The following is a 20426-nucleotide window of genomic DNA, read 5'->3' as shown; positions in this document are numbered from 1 at the left end:
TCTGGAAATTAGGGTATAGCCGGTTAGCTTAGTATTGCTTTTTTTAGCAGTTCGTTAGTTATATTTTCAGGGTAGAGTTTTATAAAGTAGTCAATTGGCTAGTGTGAAAACGGTATTCGAAGAAATTTTCCTCGGCGAGTTGTCTATGCAGTTTCCTTTACGGGACATGCTTTGGAACACTTTGTGTTCTTTAAGTTTCTTTACCCACTTCCTGTGATGGTAGTGCCCGCCCTGATTGCTCTACACTCAAGGGTGGGTTTTATTTTTCACTGTTTTTTTCTAACATAATCGCAACTATTAAAGCTCCGAAACTAATCATTAGCTAATCCTTCTGCAACTGTCATTAACAACACCTCCTTTCAGGAGTGCGCCAACCACCCTTGAGTAATCGTTATGCTATTGTCCTTTAATTATAGAAATTTGTTCAGGAGCTAGATACATATACTCTAAAGATAAAAACCACCCTTTTTAAATAACTTCCACTATAAAAGGATATTTCCCTTTTTTATATCACTTTGCGGCTGAACAGTTGCTAATAATAAATAGGTACATAAATCCCCGGCCCATGCCGATGTATGTAATATCTACGCCCCACACATGGCAGAAAACAACTTGAATGACCAGCTGTAACTGAATAAATTGTAATTCCTGGCCCTTTCATTTTGGGGAGGGGAAGAACTGTCCAATTTTCCATTTTTTTAATAAATTTGGGCGCTGAATTACTTTCGTAATTTGGGATTTAAATTGATATCGCTATCATCCTTTTGTTGCTCATAGGAGGGGTAAATGAAAAAATTAAAAAGCTTGGGAGCAGCAGTACTCATTGGGTTGCTGATTGGCGCAGCATTTTGGTGGGCAGCTGCCGAGGTGAAAGACCGGAAGGACCCGCTGAACAAATCCGCCGCATTTGTACACAAGGATGCCGGTACTCTTTATTGGCTCGAATTGGCCAGTCGAAAAGGGAAAGTGGAAGGTAAATTTTATCAACGGAACATCAAAGAAGAAATCGGGGAAGTACCGTTTATGAAGGTAAAGGATTACTCCGTGACAGGAGAGAAAACCGGGAAAGGGTACGAATTAAAGGTAAATAATGGCGTGGACATGACGTTTGACGCTTGGTTTTCCGGGGCGGATCTTATAGTAAAAAAGCAAGGTGAACAAGGCAATAAATCATACAAGGCAGTAGACGACGAAGAACTCGATGAATATGTAAAAGCGATACAAGAAGAGCTGCAAACTGCTATCGATCAATCAGAAGAAAAAGAAAAAGACCGTCTAAACAAATTTTTCTCCGACCTTGAAAGTGTTTACGGATATCTTTATTCCGCGGACAACGGCTCGTTTCAGCTGTTCATAAAAATCGACGAGGCGCTTCGCCAAGGTGAACTGACAGGTTCTCTTCTGATGATGGCTGACACGGGGAATGAAAACAACCCGTACGAAGAAACCAGATATGTTTTGAACGGAATCACAGACGGACATATGGTGGAGTTCTTCACCACTGTAAACGGAAAAGCAGTAAAGTTGGAGGGGAATTTTCATGAGGCCACTGGTTTTGACTTATCTTTTTGGACAACTGATGAAAAACTGTCATTTCATGAAGTAACGGAAGAAGAATTTAATCAGAAATACAAGAAATTTAAAACAAAGGCACAAAGATAATTGGATTCCCTCTTCTCCAAAAAAATAACCGCAAATCGTTAGATCTCTAAAAGGGCGGGAGCTATACTGCTGCAATGGAAATAAGAAATAATCCCAAATTACGAAAGTAAATTTACTGAACATTAATTTTGGGGCTATCTGGTAAAATTTTGTAAATTTGGCTATCAAAAATCCTTTAATCCGGCAAATTGGATATAACTTCCCCCTCCCCAAAATGAAGAGGCCATGAATTTCCAATTTATTCAGTTACTGCCAGTCACTCAAGCTGCTGTACGCTTTGAACCATGTTCATAAAAACCTTTTTATGAAGGTAGCCTTCCTGAATCTTTAACATGATTTGTCTGGCATGATAGACGAATAATCCTGCTGCTTGAACGATTTCCCTGCGGAATCTTTGGATGGTATAGCTTTTCATAGGGGCAGGGCAATGATCCTTCTTAAAAAGTTCGAACAGGTTATACGCAAATAACTTGATCAACAGGTCCAGCTCGTTGGCCTTAAATGAACCCGTTGGAATCCGGTTAATCGAAAACCCGTATTTGGCTTCCTTGATGTAGTTTTCCATGCAGGCCCTTTGGTTGTAAAAACGCCAAATGTCCATTGGAGGCCAATTCATGGTATGGACAATCGCTTCATGTTCCCAAATAAAATCTATAAACTGCAGTTGGTCCATCTCATACCGATCGGCTTTTCGGATTACCGAAACACGTCTTGGCTTATCCCAGGAAGTAGCTTGATAGTCGATTGTCTTGCCTTCAATGACGGTGTCTTCATCAACGAACCGGGTCCATGGTTCTGGATCGTCATAGATGGCTTTGGCCAGCCGGCCTGTCCATTTCAATTTACCGGCATAGTCAATGTGCTTTCCTTCCCAGTAGCTATAAAATTCTTCCCCGGCAAAACCCTTGTCAAAGCGGGCATACGAGACGGTCTGGGACTCAGAGAGCAGATTCAGTGTCTCTTTCACAAACTCAATAGCATTGTCGGCAGTATGCCGGTTTCCGGGCCGCAGGACAGCATTCAGGCATAGACGGGTCTGCCCTTCATAGACAAGCAGGGGATGGTAGCTTTTACGCCCGGGTTTATGAGGATTAGCTCCTGTTTTGGCCAATTCCTGATGCCCATAGACAGTCTCGACGGTCGAATCAAAGTCCAGGATTAAAGAGGGTGGCAGGGCAGGTTCAATAATATCGTGCATCAGTTCTTTAATGTCCAGCTGCACATTACATTTGGCAAATCTCAAATCTTTGCCCAATAAAGAATAATGTGGGTAACTGCAGCCCATAAACTGCTGGATCAAAGCATCCTTTTGCAGGGAACGGAAGTGAAAAAGCCGGCTGCAGGAAGCCACCCATCCAATAATCAAATAGACAATAATCTTGCGAAACGGAAACCTTGAATTGCCTTTCTTGATGGAATCAAAACAACGAAAAGTGCTTTCAAGCTCCACTTTTTTCAAAAACTGAAGGAAAGGAAGCAGTCCCGCATGATTGGTGGCATTTTTTAAATTAAAGTTAGCTTTAATATTTGATAGGTTTGTGGTAAACTTCACCTCAAGGGTGCTCCTTTCTTTGGGTATTTTAGTTTCGCAAACCTAATTATACCAAAGGCTGGAGCCCTTTTTGTATTTATAAACTAGTTCTTACTTTCGTAATTCAGGATAATGCTAACACATTCTTTTTTAGGAAGTCAGAGGTTAAAAGCCAGATTGGTCAAATTTGGGAAAGAGCAAATTTATTTCCTTTTAAAAAAGAGCTTTAGGCTGCCTAAAGCTCTTTTTTTCGGGTAATTAATGTGATGACAAATGATTCTCTCAATCCCCAAACGCTTTCTTGACAAATTCCAGCGACTCCGCCAATTCTCTATCCAGCTGTTCGTCCGTCGCGTTTCCTGACAGATCCCGCCACACCTTGATGTCCCGGCCAACCTGGCCGCCGGTTTTAACGAATGGTTCCATGACGACGTAGTCGTCGTAGCCGATGTCTTTCAGGGCTTGTCCAATTTCCTTCCATGGCATGGACCCCTTGCCCGGAACTTTCCGGTTCGCTTCGCCAATGTGCAAATGTCCAAGGTGTTTTCCGGTATAGCGAATGGCATTCGGGATGTTGTCTTCTTCGATATTCATGTGGAATGTATCAAGCATGACCTTCACGTTCGGCTCGTTGACTTCTTTAACATAAGCGACCGCTTCCTCGGCATCATTGAGAAGGAACTGTTCGAACCGGTTTAATGTTTCGATAAGGAGCGTGATGTCATACTGCCGTGCATATTCTGCCAATTTCCGGATGCTTTCGATGCTGTGCATGCGGGCGGTTTCCTTTTCTATCGGATCACTGTAATCAACTGGCCAGTAAGAATAAACCGTGCCGCCGATCCGGTCGATGCCGGCCTTTTGCATTGCGTCCATTACTTTTTTCATGAAGGTAATACCGTTTTGGCGGATTGTTTTATCGCTCGACGAGACATCGTACTCTTTCGGCAGGCCAATTCCGGCAGTAAGGATGATGCCGTGTTCTTCGGCAAGGTTTTTCAGCCGTTCCAATTTTTCGTCCGGCAGATGAACGAGTCCCAATGCTGCCACTTCAAGAATGTCAAATCCCAACTTCTTCACTTTCCCCACATACTTTTCAAAATCAACGTCCCATTCATCTTCCCAGTATGCAAAATAGACTCCGTATTTCATGCATATTCCCCCTTTGATTGTGAACATCAATAAGCAAATTGCGATATGTAAAAAAACCTTTGAAGGATTCAGGTGGGCTTGAAAACTTCCCATAACCAAGAGCCATACGAAAATTTATAACAATAGGGGCATTATACCACATGTAAGGTTATCACGCTTTGGCAAAAAATGAACCACATTCAAAAAGCTTTTTTCTTTGTTATGATATTGCAATATAATGACCAACTGGTATATACTGATTGTGAAAACGATCTCTTTTTTTTTTTTTTAAAACATAAGAAATTACCGCCGGGAATCCGGCAGTGAGTGGATACTGAGGTGCAATAGAATTGGTGAATAATAAAAAATCAAAATACAAACTGGATAAATCAGTCCCGATTCCGCTTTATTTTCAGCTGAAGGAACTGATCCTGAAGCAGATTCAAGACGGCATATACAAAGTGGAGGATGCCATTCCGACCGAAAAGGAACTGAGCGAGATGTATGACCTCAGCCGGACGACCGTTCGTCAAGCGATCACCGAACTGGTTCAGGAAGGCTGGTTATACCGCATGAAGAGCAAGGGAACTTTTGTCCGGACCCCAAAAATCTCGCAGAGTTTCATCCAGGCGCTTGGTTCCTTCAACGACCAGATCCGTGCACTCGGCATGAATCCGACCACGGAAGTGCTCGACTTCAAGGTTATAAATGCGCCCGAGCCGGTGGCGGAGCATCTGAAGCTCCAGAAGAAGGATAAGGTAATTTATATCCATCGCCGCCGGTTCGCCGACAACGAACCGATTGTCATGGTGAAGACGTACCTCCCGTATGACCGGTGCAGCTTCGTCCTCGACCATGATCTCGTTAAGGAGTCGCTCTATCCGGTGCTCGCCTCAAAAAACGAGACCTCCATCCACAAAATCCGTCGCTTTATCGAGGCGGTGGAAGCTAACGACTACGATGTCGAAAACCTTGGCGTTGTACCGGGAAGCGCCATCCAGAAGTTCCTGTCGATCGGCTACAACATGAACGACGAGCCAATCGAATATTCCGTCGCCCGCTACCGGGGAGACAAAAACCGCTTTGAAATCGTCATCACCGCGAAATAGAGCGAAACTTCAATCGGTGGGGGTCTTACTGCCAGTTAAAGCGGGATAAACAAAAATGAAATAGGGGGAAGCCGAATGACAGAGTACATTTTGGCACACGACCTTGGTACGTCGGGGAACAAGGCTTCGCTGTTCTCAACAGATGGCAAAATGGTCGGCAGCCGCATTGCGTCTTATGATACGCATTACTTTAACGAAAAATGGGTGGAGCAAAATCCGGAAGACTGGTGGAAGGCGGTTTGTCTCTCAACAAAAGAGCTGATCAACGGACTCCGCATCAACCCGGAAGAGATCAAGGTTGTCAGCTTTAGCGGCCAGATGATGGGCTGCCTTTGTGTCGACAAGAACGGCAAGCCACTCCGCGACTCGATTATCTGGGCGGACCAGCGCGCGACTAAGCAGGTAAAAGCTCTCGAACAACACCTTACACAGGAAGAGTTCTATCGGATCGTCGGTCACCGGAATACCCCGTCGTATGGAATCCAGAAACTCATGTGGATCCGGGACAATGAGCCGGATACGTATGAGAAGACGTATAAGGTGCTGAATGCGAAGGATTACATCGTCTATAAGCTCACCGGCACGTTTGTCACGGACTACTCCGACGGCAACGGAATGGGCTGTTTTGACCTTGAAAATCTGAAATGGTCCGACCGAATCTTGGAGGCGAGCGGCATTGACCCGGCGAAATTGCCGGACCTGCAGCCATCGACATTCGTAGCAGGCAATGTGACGGAAGAGGCGGCCAAAATGACTGGCATGGCACCGGGAACGAAAGTCGTTATCGGTGCCGGAGACGGCGTCACGGCGAACATTGGAGCGGGATCGGTCGAGGAAGGAAAGACGTACTGCTCCCTTGGCACGTCCGCATGGGTGACGACGACAGCAAAAAAGCCGATCTTCGATCCCGAGATGCGGACGGTCACGTGGGCGCATGCGATCCCGGGCTATTACGCACCGAACGGCACGATGCAATATGCCGGCGGGGCGTTTGACTGGATGAAAGAGATAATTTGCACGAGCGAGCGTGAAGCGTCCAGACAGGGCGGCAAATCGGTCTATGATCTGATCAACGAGCAGATTGAACAGGCTCCGCCGGGCTCAAACGGCCTCCTATTTCTCCCGTATTTGTTGGGCGAGCGGGCACCGCGCTGGGATGCGGCATCGAAGGGCTCATACATTGGCATCACGTCCGAGACGACGCGTGCGGATATGTTAAGAAGCGTTGTCGAAGGAGTGACGTACAACCTCGGAATCATCCTTGATGTCCTCAAGCAGCCCATCGAGATTAACGAATTAACCATTATCGGCGGTGGGGCGAAGAGTCCGGCCTGGCGGCAAATTATGGCGGACGTGTTTGCGCTGCCAGTGAAAGTGCCGGCCATCCTTGATGAAGCAGGTTCGATGGGTGCCGCGATTATCGGCGGTGTCGGTGCCGGTCTGTTCGATGACTTCCATGTTGTTGACCGGTTCATCACAATTGAGGGTTCGCAGCAACATAATCCGGAAAACACCAGCGTGTACGAACAGGCGAAGCAGAGATTCAACGATTTCTACTTTGCGCTCCGGCCGGTCTTTGAAAAACATCATGCTGAAGGAGCGGTCAATTGATGGCACTCATAACAGGCGAAGAAATTCTGAAGCATGCCCGCGAGCATGGGTATGCGGTATGTGCATTTAATATAGAAAATATGGAAATGGTACAGGCGGTCATAGAGGCAGCGGAAGAGACCGGTTCGCCGGTCATTATCCAAACGTCGGCCAATACGGTGAAATACGCCCAAATGGATTATTACTATGCAATGGTCAAAGCGGCTTTAAAGCATGCGACAGTACCGGTGGCGCTCCATCTCGATCACGGTGACGGGACGGAACTTGCCTTGAAGGCGATTCGTGCAGGCTACACGTCGGTCATGATTGACGCCTCAAAACAACCGTTTGATGAAAATGTGCGGCAAACAAAGGCGGTTGTCGACATCAGTCGGCCGGTTGGTGTCTCCGTTGAAGCAGAGTTGGGCAATGTTGGCGGCAAGCCGGGCGATCCGGATTACGGAACGGACGGTTATACGAAACCGGAAGAGGCAATAGTCTTCGTTGAACAGACCGGGGTTCATTCGCTTGCAGTCTCAATCGGGACCGCACACGGTGTCTACCGCGGCAAGCCAAACCTTGACCTTGAACTTCTTGGCGTTCTTCGCGAAAGCGTTAATGTTCCTCTTGTCCTTCATGGTGCATCAGGGCTTTCAGAACAAGAGATCAAAAACTGTATCAGGAGCGGCATCAGTAAAATCAACTACGCGACTGAACTCCGCATCGCCTTTACTGAAGCAGTGAAGGAATATTTCACGATTGAACACGACTTCGTTGATCCGAAGAAATTTACCGGCTATGCGAGAGACAAGGTAAAAAATGTTGCAAAGGAAAAAATGCTGACGAGCGGCAGCCAGGGACAGGCGCGAAATTTTAAAAAGTAGAGGTTAACGATGGAACGACTATTGCTTGGAATTGATATTGGAACATCGTCATGCAAAGTAGCTGTCTTCCGGAGGGATGGTCAAGTCGTCGCCCAAGCCTCCGCCGACTATCCGCTCTATTACCCAGAACACGGATGGGTGGAGCAGGACCCCGAGGATTGGTGGAGCGGCGTCTGCCGGGCGGTTCGCGATTGCCTGCGCTGTGGGAACGTTGATCCGGCCGAAATTGCTGGCATTGGCCTTGCCGGTCAAAGTTGGTCTGTCATTCCGGTCGATGAGGAAGGCCATGTCCTCCATCGGGCGCCCACTTGGCTTGATACGCGGGCAACTGAACTTTCTGAACGGGTACTGAGTGACATCCCGAAAGAGGACATCTTCCAGGTGTCCGGCAACACGTTTTCCCCCGCGTATTCGACGCCGAAGGTGTTGTGGTTCCGAGAGTACATGCCGGAGCTGTTCGAAAGGACATACAAGTTTCTGCAGAGCAATGGTTATATCGGGATGAAGCTCACCGGCAAGATGACGTCCGACCGAAGCCAGAGCTACGGATGGCATTTCTATAATCCTGTGACGCTCAGTTATGACGGGGATATGGCAGAACGCTTAGGCATTCCGCTTGAGAAGGTCCCTGACATTGTTTGCTGCCACGATGTGATTGGAACGGTGACGGAAAAAGCAGCGGAAGAGGCAGGGCTTAAGCCCGGTACACCCGTCGTGGCAGGCGGGTTGGACGCCGCTTGCGGAACACTTGGAGCCGGCGTTACTGGCCATTATGAGACGCAGCTTCAAGGCGGGCAGGCGGGTGGTATCAGTATTTGTTTAAATGAGCCGAAGGCCCATCCGGATTTGATCTTTTCCCCGCATGTCATTCCGGGCCGGTATCTATTGCAGGGGGGAACGGTCGGCGGGGGTGGTGCACTTCGCTGGTTTCGGGAGGAGTTCGGTGACGAGCTCAGTTTTAGTGAATTGACAAAATTGGCTGAGCCGGTCCCGGCAGGTTCAGACGGCGTTGTTTTTCTGCCGTATTTGGCAGGTGAGCGCAGTCCGCTTTGGAACCCGAAGGCGAAGGCTGTATTTTATGGGCTCAGCTTCAAGCAGACGAAAGGTCATGCTATCCGTGCAGTGTTGGAAGGTGTTGTCTTCTCTGTATACCATAATTTGCTTGTCGCAAGGGAGGCGGGCGTTGACATTGGGAAGCTCGACATCCATGCAATGGGCGGAGCAGCGAATAGTGAAATGTGGATTCAGATGTACGCAGATGTCATAGGCTGCCCCATCCGGGTGCCCAGTTCTGACACGGCGACGACGTTGGGTGCCGCTTTGCTCGCTGGTGTCGGTATCGGCGTATATCGTGATTTTGACGAAGCTGTCGGGCGCACCATCACCATTCTTCGGGAGCATCAGCCGGATCTTAAACGCCGGAAACAATATGAATCCTCTTTGCAAACATACCTGAAGCTCTCAAAACTGATGAATGAAGAGATGTTTATTTGAGTCAGTGTATCTGCTAAAAATGGATGAAGTGACGGCTTGCGGAATCGAGCCGTCCACTTTTTGCTTCATGAAATTCGAACGAAAGAAGGCTTATTGATGAAAGCGGGCGTATTACACGGAAAACAGAACCTCATCTATGAACAAGTGGATCGTCCGGTCCCAGGACCTGAAGACGTCCTCATACGCGTCAAATTTACCGGTATTTGCGGCTCGGATATTCCCAGGGTAAACGGAAACGCGGCTCATTACTATCCTATCATCTTGGGACATGAATTTTCCGGGGAGGTAGTGGAAACCGGCGAAAACGTCACCACGCTCAAGCCGGGCAACCGCGTGGCAGGGGCTCCGCTCCTGCCGTGTATGGAATGTGCACAGTGTCAAAACGGTGACTATGCCCTCTGCAGCGACTACAGCTTTATCGGATCCCGGCGGGACGGCAGTTTCGCCGAATACATTGTCATTCCAGCCAGGAACGCCATCAAATTTGAGGATACGATACCGTTCTGGAAAGGAGCGTTCTTTGAGCCCATTACGGTGGCCCTTCATGGCATTCGCCGACTCGACTTCAAACCGGGCTCTTCCGTCGCTGTTCTTGGGGTTGGCAATATTGGCTTTTTTACGATGCAGTGGCTCAAGATTTTGGGTGCCGGGCATGTCACGGTGTTCGACATCAGCGATGAGCGGCTGGAGCTTGCCAAACGTTTCGGCGCCGATGAATGCATCAATACGCAGGATGAGAATTTCTTAGAGCTGCTAGTAGACGAAAACGGCGGGAACCGTCGGTTCGACTTCGTCTACGAAACGGCGGGCAACACCACCACAATCAAATTGACGTTTGAGCTGGTGAAGAAAAAGGGCTCGGTCTGCCTGATCGGCACACCGACGCGGGAAATCACTTTTTCGATCGAAGAATGGGAAAAACTGAACCGGAAAGAATTCACGCTGACGGGTTCGTGGATGTCCTATAGCAAGAACTTCCCGGGCGCGGAATGGAAAGAGGCGGCGAAGTACATTGGTTCCGGTGATATCCAAATCGATGAGTCGCTCATTTTCAAAATCTTTCCGCTGAGCAAGATTGCCGAGGCGTTTGCATTGTTCCGAACGCCGGGAGCTGTTAAAGGGAAAGTCCTGATTGACAGTGGAAAGTGAGGGAAATGCCTAATGATTTTGACGGTCACACTTAACGTCGCACTTGACAAAACGTATCGGGTGCCGGAGTTTACAGCCGGTGCTGTAAACCGGGTCGAGAAAATGATTCCGACCGCTGGCGGCAAGGGTTTAAATGTCGCCCGTGCTGTTAGGGCCATAGGAATGCCGGTTAAGGCTACCGGTCTTATCGGCGGACACACAGGGAGGTTGATCGGCGATCTTTTGACAGAGGAAGGATTGAACACTGATTTCCTTAAGGCACCGATTGAATCCCGCACTTGTATGAATATCATCGACGCCACCGGCAGATCAACCGAACTTTTGGAAGGAGGCAATGAAGTCGGGGAGGATACTGTATCCGCATTTTTGGAGCACTTCACCCGCCTGGCGAGTAAGGCGGACGTCGTAACACTCTCTGGAAGCGCCCTCCCGGGGATGCCGGACGATATTTATGCGCAGCTCACTGAAATTGCTGGAAAAGCTGGGACGCCTGTCATTCTCGATACGAGCGGGGAGAAACTGTTAAAAGGCATTGAAGCAGTTCCGGCCGTCATTAAGCCGAACCGCCAAGAGATTGAACATCTTATGGGAAAGAAAGATTCATCAGCCGATGAACTGATCGACCACTGCAGGGCATATGTAGATGCCGGCGTCCGGTATGTCGTTGTCTCCCTGGGGAGTGAAGGGGCTCTCTTAATGGCAAAAAACGGGGTCTGGCTGGGAAAGCCTCCGAAGCTTCATACGGTCAATACAGTTGGTTCAGGCGACTCCATGGTGGCCGCCATCGCCGTTGGCCTCCAAAAAGGCGACGGATCGGAAGCAATCCTTCGCCGTGCCATCGCTGTCTCTGCAGCCAACACTCTTACTGAAACTACTGGCAGCATTCGTGCAGAAGACGTGGAGGCGATTTGGAATCAAGTTCAGATTTCCCGGCTGCTGTAGGTTGAATAAAAAGGTAAGGCCAATTTGAAAACAAAATTCCTTGGGGCGCTGGAACTTAATGTTATCTAAATTTTACACTGAAAAGGTGGAAGACGAAGATGGAAATGCTGAAGAAACTATTCTCATTGGAAGGAAAAACGATTCTTGTTACCGGCGGTGCACAAGGCATCGGCCGTGAAATTGCAAATCACGCCGCCGCTATAGGTGCAGATGTAGTAATCTTTGATCTGCAGGGAAAAAAGGCTGAGCAGGCGGCGAAAGAGATTGCAGAAACCTATGGCCGGAGGACCTATTCACGGCAGGTTGATGTCACCGATTATGAAGGGATCAAGACGGCGCTTAAACAGGCTGTGAAAGAGATGGGGCAGATTGAGCTCCTTTTTAACAATGCAGGCATCGTTATCCAAAAACCGGTCATCGAATCGAGTCCGGAAGAATGGAAAAAAGTGATCGACGTTAACCTAAACGGCGTCTACTATGTGGCGCAGCTGTTCGGGAAGTACCTGATTGAAACTGGCATCAAAGGCTCGATTGTCAATACCGCCTCGATGTCAGGCATCATCGTCAATTACCCGCAGCTTCAGGCGTCCTACAATACATCAAAGGCGGGCGTGACGCATCTGACAAAGTCCCTTGCATATGAATGGGCGGAGCATGGAATCCGTGTCAATTGCATCAGCCCGGGCTACATGTTTACCGAGCTTACGTCGTTTGTCCGTGAAGACTGGCGTGAAAAGTGGGCGGAGTTGACGCCGATGAAACGGCTTGGCAAGCCAGAGGAACTCGCCGGAGCAGTCATTTATCTTTTGTCGGACTCCGCATCGTTTACAACCGGATGTGAACTCGTTGTCGACGGCGGATTCACGATCATTTGAATATCCAATACAAGCAGGGCGGTACTTGAATTCCAAAAACTAAATTAAAAAATTTATGGATACCTATTGAAACCGTTCCCAGAAGCTTGTATATTATTTATATATCGTATTGTAGTAACATTACAATACAATTATGTAACAAAAAAATAACCGTACTGGGGGTTTGTTTTACGTGAAAAAGAATAAGAAAATGGCGCTTTTTTCTGCGGTTTTAGCTACATCATTATTAACAGCAGCATGCGGAGACAGCGATTCATCCAAAGGCAGCGAGGGCAAAAAAAGCGGCGGCGGAGACAAGATTGAAGTTGGATTTGCACTAAAGACCCAAGACTCTCCATATTTCGTATCACTGGCGGAAGCAGTTGAAAAATACGGCGAAGAGCAGGGCTGGGATGTAACAGTTTTGGACGCGAATGGTGACGTCCAACAAGAAACGGCTAATATTGAAACATTTATCGCCCAAGGAAAGGATCTCATTTTTCTTGATGCAATTGAGCCGGATGCGGTCGTCCCAAGCATCGACAGTGCGGCGGAAGCCGGAATCCCGGTTATCAACCTTGACAGCGGTGTAGCAGAAGAAGCAAACGACGTTACGACGGTCTACTCCGACAACCGCCAGAATGGGCGTCTCGTTGGTCTCGAGTATGCCAAAAAGATGGGGGACAAGCCCATCAAGTCGATTGTTCTGAGCGGAGCGAAAGGTAACGTTGCCGGTTATGAACGCCGTACAGGCCTCTTTGCCGGAATCATTGAAGGCAAGCTGGGTGTATCCGAAGAGGAAGCGTGGAAGCTTGCAGAGGAGTTTGAAAAGCAGTTGAGTTCGAAAGGGAAAGCATCCAACGATGATGCTCAGTTCTCTGTGGTTGGACAGGGCTGGGGCGCTTGGACGGAAGAAGAAGGCCTGAAAGCGGCCGAGGACCTCGTCACTGCGAACGCCGACTTGACAACGGTATTGGGTGAGAACGACCAGATGCTCTTCGGTGCGATAACAGCACTTGAAAACGCCGGTATTGACGGTGTGGACATCGTTGCGGCAGCCGATGGAGCCAAAAAAGCATTTGATCTCATCAAGGAAGGCAAATACTTTGGTACTGGCTTGAACAGCCCGACCCTGGTCGCTGAAAAAGGTGTGGAAATTGCCAAGGAGATCCTCGTTGACGGTAAGGATCCCGAAAGCTATGATGAAGTGACATTGACGGAACCGGCAGCAATTATAAAAGATAATGTTGACAAATACTACGAACTCGGTTTCTGATCGTCCGGATCTGTTTTGAGTAATGAACAAAAACCCTTCCGGCTTCCGGGAGGGTTTCTTTTTAGAAAAGGCGAATTTGAAACGGTTGACTTGGAAGTTTCTCTTGCAAGCCGGAGGGTCGGCAGACTGGGGAACCGAGCGCCTGCAATGGAAAGCAACCGATACGAAGAACTACTTTTCAAAAAGCCGAAGGAAGGAGAAGTCTTACAATGACTCCCGACTATATTGTGCAAATGAACCATATTACGAAGCGTTTTGGAGGCGTCAAGGCGCTTGAAGATGTGCATCTGAGTGTGAAGCGCGGCGAAATTCATGCGCTAATCGGGGAGAATGGTGCGGGTAAATCAACCCTTATGAAAATTTTGGCGGGAGCGTACACGAAGGATGAAGGGACAATCATTATTGATGGCCAGGAAGTAACAACTGCCACGCCGCGCACCATGATAGACATGGGGATATCGGTTATCTACCAGGAATTTATGCTTGCCCCTGATCTTACTGTTGCGGAAAACATTTTTATCGACCAGATGCAGTCATCAGGCCTGTTTATTAATTGGAAGAACTTGAAAAAACGGGCAAAGAAACAACTGGAGAGGGTCGGATTCGGCCATATTGACCCAGGTATGAAAGTCGGGGAGTTGAGCGTAGCCTATCAGCAGATTGTTGAAATCTGCAAATGTCTCGCCAAGGATTCGAAAGTTTTGGTTTTTGATGAACCGACGGCCGTACTGACACATTCCGAAACGGAAAAACTGCTGGATCTTATTCGGAAACTGAAGGCGGACGGTGTGACGATTCTCTATATTTCGCATCGGCTTGAAGAACTGTTCGCCATCAGTGATAGGATTACGGTTTTAAAAGATGGAAAATATGTTGACACAGTGGATACGCAATCCATTACAAAAGAGCACCTCGTGACACTGATGGTCGGCCGAGAAATTGAGCAGCTATTTCCGGAACGCCATGCCGAGATTGGGGAAGAGATACTCCGGGTCGAAAACCTATCCACTGCCGACCTTGTTGAGGACGTGAGTTTTACACTCAGAAAAGGGGAAGTGCTCGGTTTTAGTGGTCTTGTTGGCTCCGGAAGGACGGAGACGATGCGGGCGATCTTCGGTGTTGATAAGAAGACATCTGGCAAGATTTATTATTTCGGGAAGGAAGTCAACATCAAGAATCCGAAGCAGGCAATCAAATTGGGTATCGGCCTCCTGCCGGAAGACCGGAAGACACAGGGGCTCCTTCTGAAGCAGCCCATCCGAATCAATACGACGCTCGTCTCCCAGCAGGGAAATGGGTTTATTAACCACCGGAAAGAACAGGAAGAGGTTAAGTCACTTCTTGCGCAGATTGCAACGAAGTACGGATCTACCGAGGATAACGCGGACAGTCTTAGCGGCGGGAATCAGCAGAAGGTTGCACTCGCGAAATGGCTCGCAATCGACACTAAGATCATCATACTTGATGAACCGACACGTGGTGTCGACATAGGGGCGAAAACGGAAATTTACCGAATCATTAACCAATTGGCCGAGCGCGGCGTAGGTGTCCTCATCATCTCGTCGGAAATGGCAGAAATTATCGGTATATGCGACCGTGCAATCGTCATGCGGGAAGGCCGGATCACCGGAGAATTAGCGAAAGAGAACCTCACGGAAAATAACTTAATCAAACGCGCGATGGGGGTTTAACTTCGATGGAAGCAACAAAAAAGAAATTTGACTGGAAAGAATTTATCATTAACAACAACACATTTATCATCCTGTTATTGCTGGTAATCATCAGTGCCTTTTTGTCCGACACGTTTCTGACGACGATGAACTTGCGCAACATTCTGCTGCAGCAGGCCGGTCCTATACTAGTGGCAATTGGACTTTTGTTTGTCATTCTTGCGGGCGGCATCGACTTGTCTGTCGGTTCAATTATGGCGCTTGGTGCCACGGTTTCGGCTGTCCTGATGACAGACATGGGCCTTCACTTCTCGTTATCGATTGGTGTTGCCATCCTTGTTGGCCTGGTATTTGGCCTCTTTTCGGGAATTCTCGTCGCCTATACAGGCATCCAGGGATTTGTCGCCACCCTTGCAACGATGACGATTGCACGGGGCGCGGCGTTTGTTCTCACGGAAGGACGTCCCGTCAAGATTGCACCGGGTACCATTAGTACGCTCGTCAGTAAAGACTATATGTACCCGATTATTTGGATTACTATTCTTCTGATTATCCTCTTTACAATTATCCACCGGTATACGGGCTACGGCCGTAAGGTTATTGCAATCGGAAGCAACGAAACAGCACTCAAGCTTGCCGGTGTCCGGACGAAGCGGTATATAATGTCTACCTATGCCCTTTCTGGGGCGCTTGCCGCGCTTGCCGGCGTTTTCGTCGCCGCCCGTTCGTCGACGGGCAGCGCTACGGTTGGAAGCGGGCAGGAGCTTGACGCTATCGCTGCAGTCGTGATCGGCGGTGCAAGTCTGATGGGCGGCCGCGGTTTCGTCCTGAACACGGTTGCGGGTGCGCTCATTTTGGGTCTGATCGGCAACATTATGAACCTGATGGCGGTTCCGTCGTATCCGCAGGACATTATTAAGGGTGTCATTATTATTGCCGCAGTGCTGCTTCAGATTGCGACAAGCAAGAAAGATCGGACCATTTAACCGGGGACGGGAGGGATTGTGATGAAAACATTAGTCGTTACAGAAGATGGCCGCCTGCAAGTTGAGGAAATCGAACGGCCAAAGATTACGGAAAAACAGGCACTCGTCAAAACAGTCAGCTGCGGTATTTGCGGTACAGATGCGACAATCATCCGACAGTCGTTCAAGGGGTTTGATTCCGGCCATTATCCGCTTATCCTTGGACATGAAGGAGTCGGTGAAGTGGTGGAAGTGGGTGCCGGTGTAAAGGGCTTCAAGCCAGGGGACCTTGTCATCCTCCCGTTCGTACCAGAGCCTTTAAAGGATGGCTGTACGCTTCATTCCGGTTGGGGGGCATTTAGTGAGTACGGAGTCATCGACGATTTGACGGCCTATCGGTCGGAGGAAGCACCAGAAGCTGCATACGCCCAGCAAGTACTTCCGGATTTTATTGATCGATATGAGGCGCCAGTTCTAGTAACACTCAGGGAAGTATATAGCACGATTCTGTATTTTGGCATTCGGCCCCACGAATCAGTTGTCGTCTATGGCAGCGGTCCGGTTGCGATGTCATTTGTAAAGTTGTTGCGGCTATTGGGTATCAAAGAAGTGACGGCCATCGTCCGCAGTTCGGAGAAGGCGAATCTTATGAAACAGTTCGGTGCCACCCAATGTATCAATAGCAAAGAAAAAGATGTAAGGGAGCAGATTCGTTCGGTATACCCGGACGGTGTTCATTACGTACTCGACGCAGTAGGTTCGGAATCCATCCTTAATGAGGCGGTCACGCTTCTCAAAGACCGCGGGGAGATTCTATGCTATGGGGTTCCAAAGGTGAATCAAATCAAGTTCGATTTTGGGGATGGACCATATAACTGGAAGCTGAACTTCCAGCAGATGCCTTATAAGACAGAAGAAGCCGATTGCCATCAACAGGTGCTGGATTGGGTGGCTGACGGAAAACTGGTACTCTCGGAGTTTATTTCAGAAATCGTAGACTTTGAGCATGTGCTGGACGCGTTCCAAAACTATCTTGACGGGAAAACATCCAAGAAAGTAATTATTAAATTTGAATGACGGAGTGAATGCCATGAAGATGAGACAGGCGGTCATGACGGAACCGGGAAAAATTCAGTTTAGGGAAGTTGACGTTCCGAAAGTCGGAGACCGGCAGATCAAGATTAAGATCAAAAATATTGGCGTCTGCGGCTCGGATATCCATGTCAATCACGGAAAACACCCGTATACATCCTACCCGGTTGTGCAAGGACATGAAATTTCTGCGGAAGTGGTTGAAGTAGGCAAAGAGGTCGAAGGCATCCAGCCCGGCAACAAGGTAACGATCCAGCCGCAGGTCGTTTGCGGCAAATGCTTCCCTTGCCAAAACGGCATGTACCATGTTTGTGAAGAGCTGAAGGTAATGGGATTTCAGACGACAGGCATGGCAAGCGATTTTTTCGTGGTTGATGCGGATAAAGCAACTCTTCTTCCGGAATCACTGGACCACGAGGAAGGAGCGATGGTTGAGCCGCTCGCGGTTGCTGTTCACGCAGTGCGCCGAGTGCCGTCCATTGAAGGACTAAACGTGCTTGTTATTGGCGGCGGTCCGATCGGGAATTTGGTTGCGCAAACTGCCAAAGCGTTTGGTGCAGCAAAAGTGGTCGTATCCGAACTGAGCGAGACACGTCTCAAAATGGCGGAGCAGTGTGGTATCGAAACGATTAATGGGAAAACGGAAAACCTTTCAGAAGGCATCGTCCGGCAGTTCGGAGACCGCAAGGCAGACGTCATCTTCGAATGTGTAGGCTCAAGCACTACTGTGGCACAATCAATCGAAGTCGCCCGGAAAGGAAGTACGATTGTCGTGGTAGGCGTCGTTGCCGACCTGACCGAGGTAAACATGGGCTTTGTACAGGATCACGAACTGATGATTTTAGGGAGCGCCATGTACCAATCGGTTGATTTTGACATAGCAGTAGACCTCGTTAAAGCCGGAAAGATTGACCTGAAGTCACTTATTACAAACCATGTCCGGTTCGAGGATTACGCAGATGCATATGATCTCATTGATAACCAAAAGGACCGGGTCATGAAGGTCATCATCGACATGGAGCCGTAATCGGCTAAATTTTGGAATGCAATGTACAATGCAGGAGTGGGCCTGGCCCCATTTGGTTTTGTATTATAAACATTTGAATGTTATGACATAGTAATGTAACATAAAAGTGAATTAAAGAAAATGAAGGTGAAGCGATTGGCGAAAAAGGTACTGATTACCCCGAAATCCTTTCAAAAGTACAAAGAGAAGCCGATTGAAATGCTAGAAGCTGCCGGATATGAGGTCGTCTTAAATACGAGTGGCCGGACTCTTTCGGAAGAGGATATTCTTGAAGCGGCAAAAGCAGGTGTTGAGGGCATTATTGTTGGTGTTGATCCGCTTCCGGCTCGTGTTCTTGAGGCATGCACTGACCTGAAGGCTGTTTCCAAGTACGGCGTTGGAATGGACAACATCGACCTGGAGCGGGCGGAACAGCTTGGGATTAAGGTGAGAAATGCTGTTGGAACGAACAGCATTTCTGTTGCAGAGCTTGCGGTGGGTCTCATGTTTGAAAGTGCCCGTTATCTGTCCCGCCATATTTTTACGGTAAAAGGCTTTAAATGGGATCGTCTCATGGGTACTGAATTAACTGGCAAGCATCTCGCCGTCATTGGCGGCGGTCAGATCGGGAAGGAAGTCGCCAAACGGTGCCGCGGTCTCCAGATGGAGGTTACAATTTATGACCCATTCTTCAACGATCCGGAATTCATCGAGGCATATGGCGTGAAGCGAACAAACGATTTTGATGCGCTCATAAGATCTGCCGATTTAGTTACGCTTCATCTCCCGGTGACGAACGACACGAAGCATATGATCAACGCCGGAGTTTTAGCCAAAATGAAGCCGACATCCATTCTCATCAATACAGCCCGCGGAGAACTCGTCGACGAAGCTGCACTCTATGAAGCATTGAAGAATGGCCGGATTGCCGTCGCTGCGCAGGACGTGTACTCTATGGAGCCGCCGGAAGAAGGTGATCCGCTTGTCAGCCTTCCGAACTTTTTGCTTACGCCACACCTTGGAGCATTTACGAAAGAAGCAGTCGAGCGGATGGCGGTTAAGTCGACAGAGAATCTGCTTGAAATGCTGAAGGACGGCGAGTGAAATGACAAAGGATCGGATCATCACGACGGTCAGAGGAGATATTCCAGCTTCTGAAATGGGTATTTGTCACAGTCATGAGCATTTGTTTATTAAAAAGGGGCAGCCGAAAATGATGGATCCGTCGCTTCTCCTGGATGAATATGAAAAGACGAAGGCTGAGGTAGAGGTGTTTATGGAACTGGGCGGCCGAACGATCGTAGATGCCCAGCCGGTCGGAAGCGGACGGGACGCTGCACTTCTTCTTCGATTGGCAGAAGAGACGGGTCTTCACATCCTGTCATCCACCGGGTTCCATAAGCTTGGGTTTTATCCGGAGAAACACTGGATTTTGGAGACTTCTGCGGAAAAGCTTGCCGCTCTTTTCATTGATGAAATTGAAAACGGCATGTTTACGGACGGAGAGAATGCTTGGCCTACCGAAAGAATTGATGCCAGGGCCGGTCTGATTAAGACGGCAGCCGATATGACAGGTACAGCGGGCCCTTACTTCCGGCTATTCCGGGCAGCCGCCCTTGCCTCACTTAAGACGGGCGCACCGATTATGAGCCATACGGAGTTAGGGCACGGCGCCCTTGACCAGATCAAGCTCTACACCGATTGGGGTATTCCGGAGGACCGGCTCATCATCTGCCATCTCGACCGAAAGATGGAGAATGCGGACTACCTGCTGCATGTGGCGGGGACCGGCGTCTATGTTGAACTCGATACGATCGGCAGGTTTAAGTACCATTCAGATGAGGATGAAGTGAAGCTCATCCGGATGCTGATTGACCATGGGCACGAGGACCAGATTCTTCTGGGACTTGATACAACCCGGAAGCGGATGAAAAGCTATGGGGGCGATATCGGCCTGGATCATCTGCAGGGCACATTTCTTCCGCTTCTTCGGGAGTCGGGTGTGACAGAAGAGCAGATATGGAAGATGATGCATGTTAACCCGGCAAAGGCCTTCAGCAAGCGATACTAA

Annotated in this window: 17 protein-coding genes; 15 read left to right on the top strand and 2 right to left on the bottom strand. The window is 48.6% G+C overall.

Translation table 11 applies throughout. The annotated features are described in order from the left end of the window. The first annotated feature begins 786 nt into the window (after window positions 1–786). The gene (locus AB1L08_RS13315) at window positions 787–1662 is read left to right on the top strand and encodes a hypothetical protein (RefSeq protein WP_413065152.1); all 876 of its coding nucleotides are present in this window, start codon (window positions 787–789) and stop codon (window positions 1660–1662) included. A 256-nt stretch (window positions 1663–1918) separates the two neighbouring features. Here the strand turns inward: AB1L08_RS13315 and AB1L08_RS13310 are convergent, their stop codons facing one another. Continuing rightward, window positions 1919–3214: an IS1380 family transposase gene (locus tag AB1L08_RS13310; protein ID WP_413065151.1), complete on the bottom strand. Its 1296-nt coding sequence runs from the start codon at window positions 3212–3214 to the stop codon at window positions 1919–1921. 261 nt (window positions 3215–3475) lie between these two features. Further along, window positions 3476–4345, bottom strand: coding sequence for a D-psicose 3-epimerase (locus tag AB1L08_RS13305; protein WP_413065150.1), 870 nt, complete (start codon window positions 4343–4345; stop codon window positions 3476–3478). Between the two features lie 332 nt (window positions 4346–4677). Here AB1L08_RS13305 and AB1L08_RS13300 point away from each other — a divergent pair, with 332 nt between their 5' ends. From AB1L08_RS13300 to AB1L08_RS13235, 14 genes are all read left to right on the top strand, one after another. Further along, entirely contained in the window at window positions 4678–5433 is a 756-nt protein-coding gene (locus tag AB1L08_RS13300) for a GntR family transcriptional regulator (protein ID WP_413065154.1), read from the top strand. A 75-nt stretch (window positions 5434–5508) separates the two neighbouring features. Then, on the top strand, window positions 5509–7044 hold the full coding sequence (gene xylB, locus AB1L08_RS13295; RefSeq protein ID WP_413065149.1) for a xylulokinase: 1536 nt from the start codon (window positions 5509–5511) through the stop codon (window positions 7042–7044). Beyond that, entirely contained in the window at window positions 7044–7907 is an 864-nt protein-coding gene (locus AB1L08_RS13290) for a class II fructose-bisphosphate aldolase (RefSeq protein ID WP_413065148.1), read from the top strand. Before xylB ends, AB1L08_RS13290 begins: the two co-directional genes overlap by 1 nt. Before the next feature lie 9 nt (window positions 7908–7916). Further along, window positions 7917–9401, top strand: coding sequence for a xylulokinase (locus AB1L08_RS13285; protein WP_413065147.1), 1485 nt, complete (start codon window positions 7917–7919; stop codon window positions 9399–9401). A 96-nt stretch (window positions 9402–9497) separates the two neighbouring features. Beyond that, window positions 9498–10550 carry a galactitol-1-phosphate 5-dehydrogenase gene (locus tag AB1L08_RS13280; protein ID WP_413065146.1) on the top strand — a complete coding sequence of 351 codons (1053 nt, stop codon included), beginning with the start codon at window positions 9498–9500 and terminating at the stop codon, window positions 10548–10550. Window positions 10551–10562: 12 nt separating this feature from the next. Beyond that, window positions 10563–11492: a 1-phosphofructokinase gene (gene pfkB, locus AB1L08_RS13275; protein WP_413065145.1), complete on the top strand. Its 930-nt coding sequence runs from the start codon at window positions 10563–10565 to the stop codon at window positions 11490–11492. 98 nt (window positions 11493–11590) lie between these two features. Continuing rightward, window positions 11591–12367 carry a glucose 1-dehydrogenase gene (locus AB1L08_RS13270; protein WP_413065144.1) on the top strand — a complete coding sequence of 259 codons (777 nt, stop codon included), beginning with the start codon at window positions 11591–11593 and terminating at the stop codon, window positions 12365–12367. Between the two features lie 172 nt (window positions 12368–12539). After that, window positions 12540–13622: a substrate-binding domain-containing protein gene (locus AB1L08_RS13265; RefSeq protein ID WP_413065143.1), complete on the top strand. Its 1083-nt coding sequence runs from the start codon at window positions 12540–12542 to the stop codon at window positions 13620–13622. A 209-nt stretch (window positions 13623–13831) separates the two neighbouring features. Continuing rightward, window positions 13832–15313, top strand: a complete 1482-nt coding sequence (locus AB1L08_RS13260; RefSeq protein ID WP_413065142.1) for a sugar ABC transporter ATP-binding protein — start codon at window positions 13832–13834, stop codon at window positions 15311–15313. 5 nt (window positions 15314–15318) lie between these two features. Then, window positions 15319–16278 (top strand): ABC transporter permease, encoded by a 960-nt coding sequence (locus AB1L08_RS13255; RefSeq protein ID WP_413065141.1) that lies wholly within the window; start codon window positions 15319–15321, stop codon window positions 16276–16278. Between the two features lie 21 nt (window positions 16279–16299). After that, window positions 16300–17334 carry a zinc-binding dehydrogenase gene (locus tag AB1L08_RS13250; protein ID WP_413065140.1) on the top strand — a complete coding sequence of 345 codons (1035 nt, stop codon included), beginning with the start codon at window positions 16300–16302 and terminating at the stop codon, window positions 17332–17334. 13 nt (window positions 17335–17347) lie between these two features. Next, window positions 17348–18376, top strand: coding sequence for a zinc-dependent alcohol dehydrogenase (locus tag AB1L08_RS13245; protein ID WP_413065139.1), 1029 nt, complete (start codon window positions 17348–17350; stop codon window positions 18374–18376). Window positions 18377–18502: 126 nt separating this feature from the next. Next, window positions 18503–19459, top strand: coding sequence for a phosphoglycerate dehydrogenase (locus tag AB1L08_RS13240; protein ID WP_413065153.1), 957 nt, complete (start codon window positions 18503–18505; stop codon window positions 19457–19459). 1 nt (window position 19460) lies between these two features. Beyond that, window positions 19461–20426: a phosphotriesterase family protein gene (locus tag AB1L08_RS13235; RefSeq protein ID WP_413065138.1), complete on the top strand. Its 966-nt coding sequence runs from the start codon at window positions 19461–19463 to the stop codon at window positions 20424–20426.

Origin of the sequence: Siminovitchia jepli, assembly GCF_047228825.1 — a bacterium.
GTDB lineage: Bacteria > Bacillota > Bacilli > Bacillales > Bacillaceae_C > Siminovitchia.
Note: the sequence above shows the minus strand (reverse complement) of the source record. Positions and strands in the feature narration are given on the sequence as shown.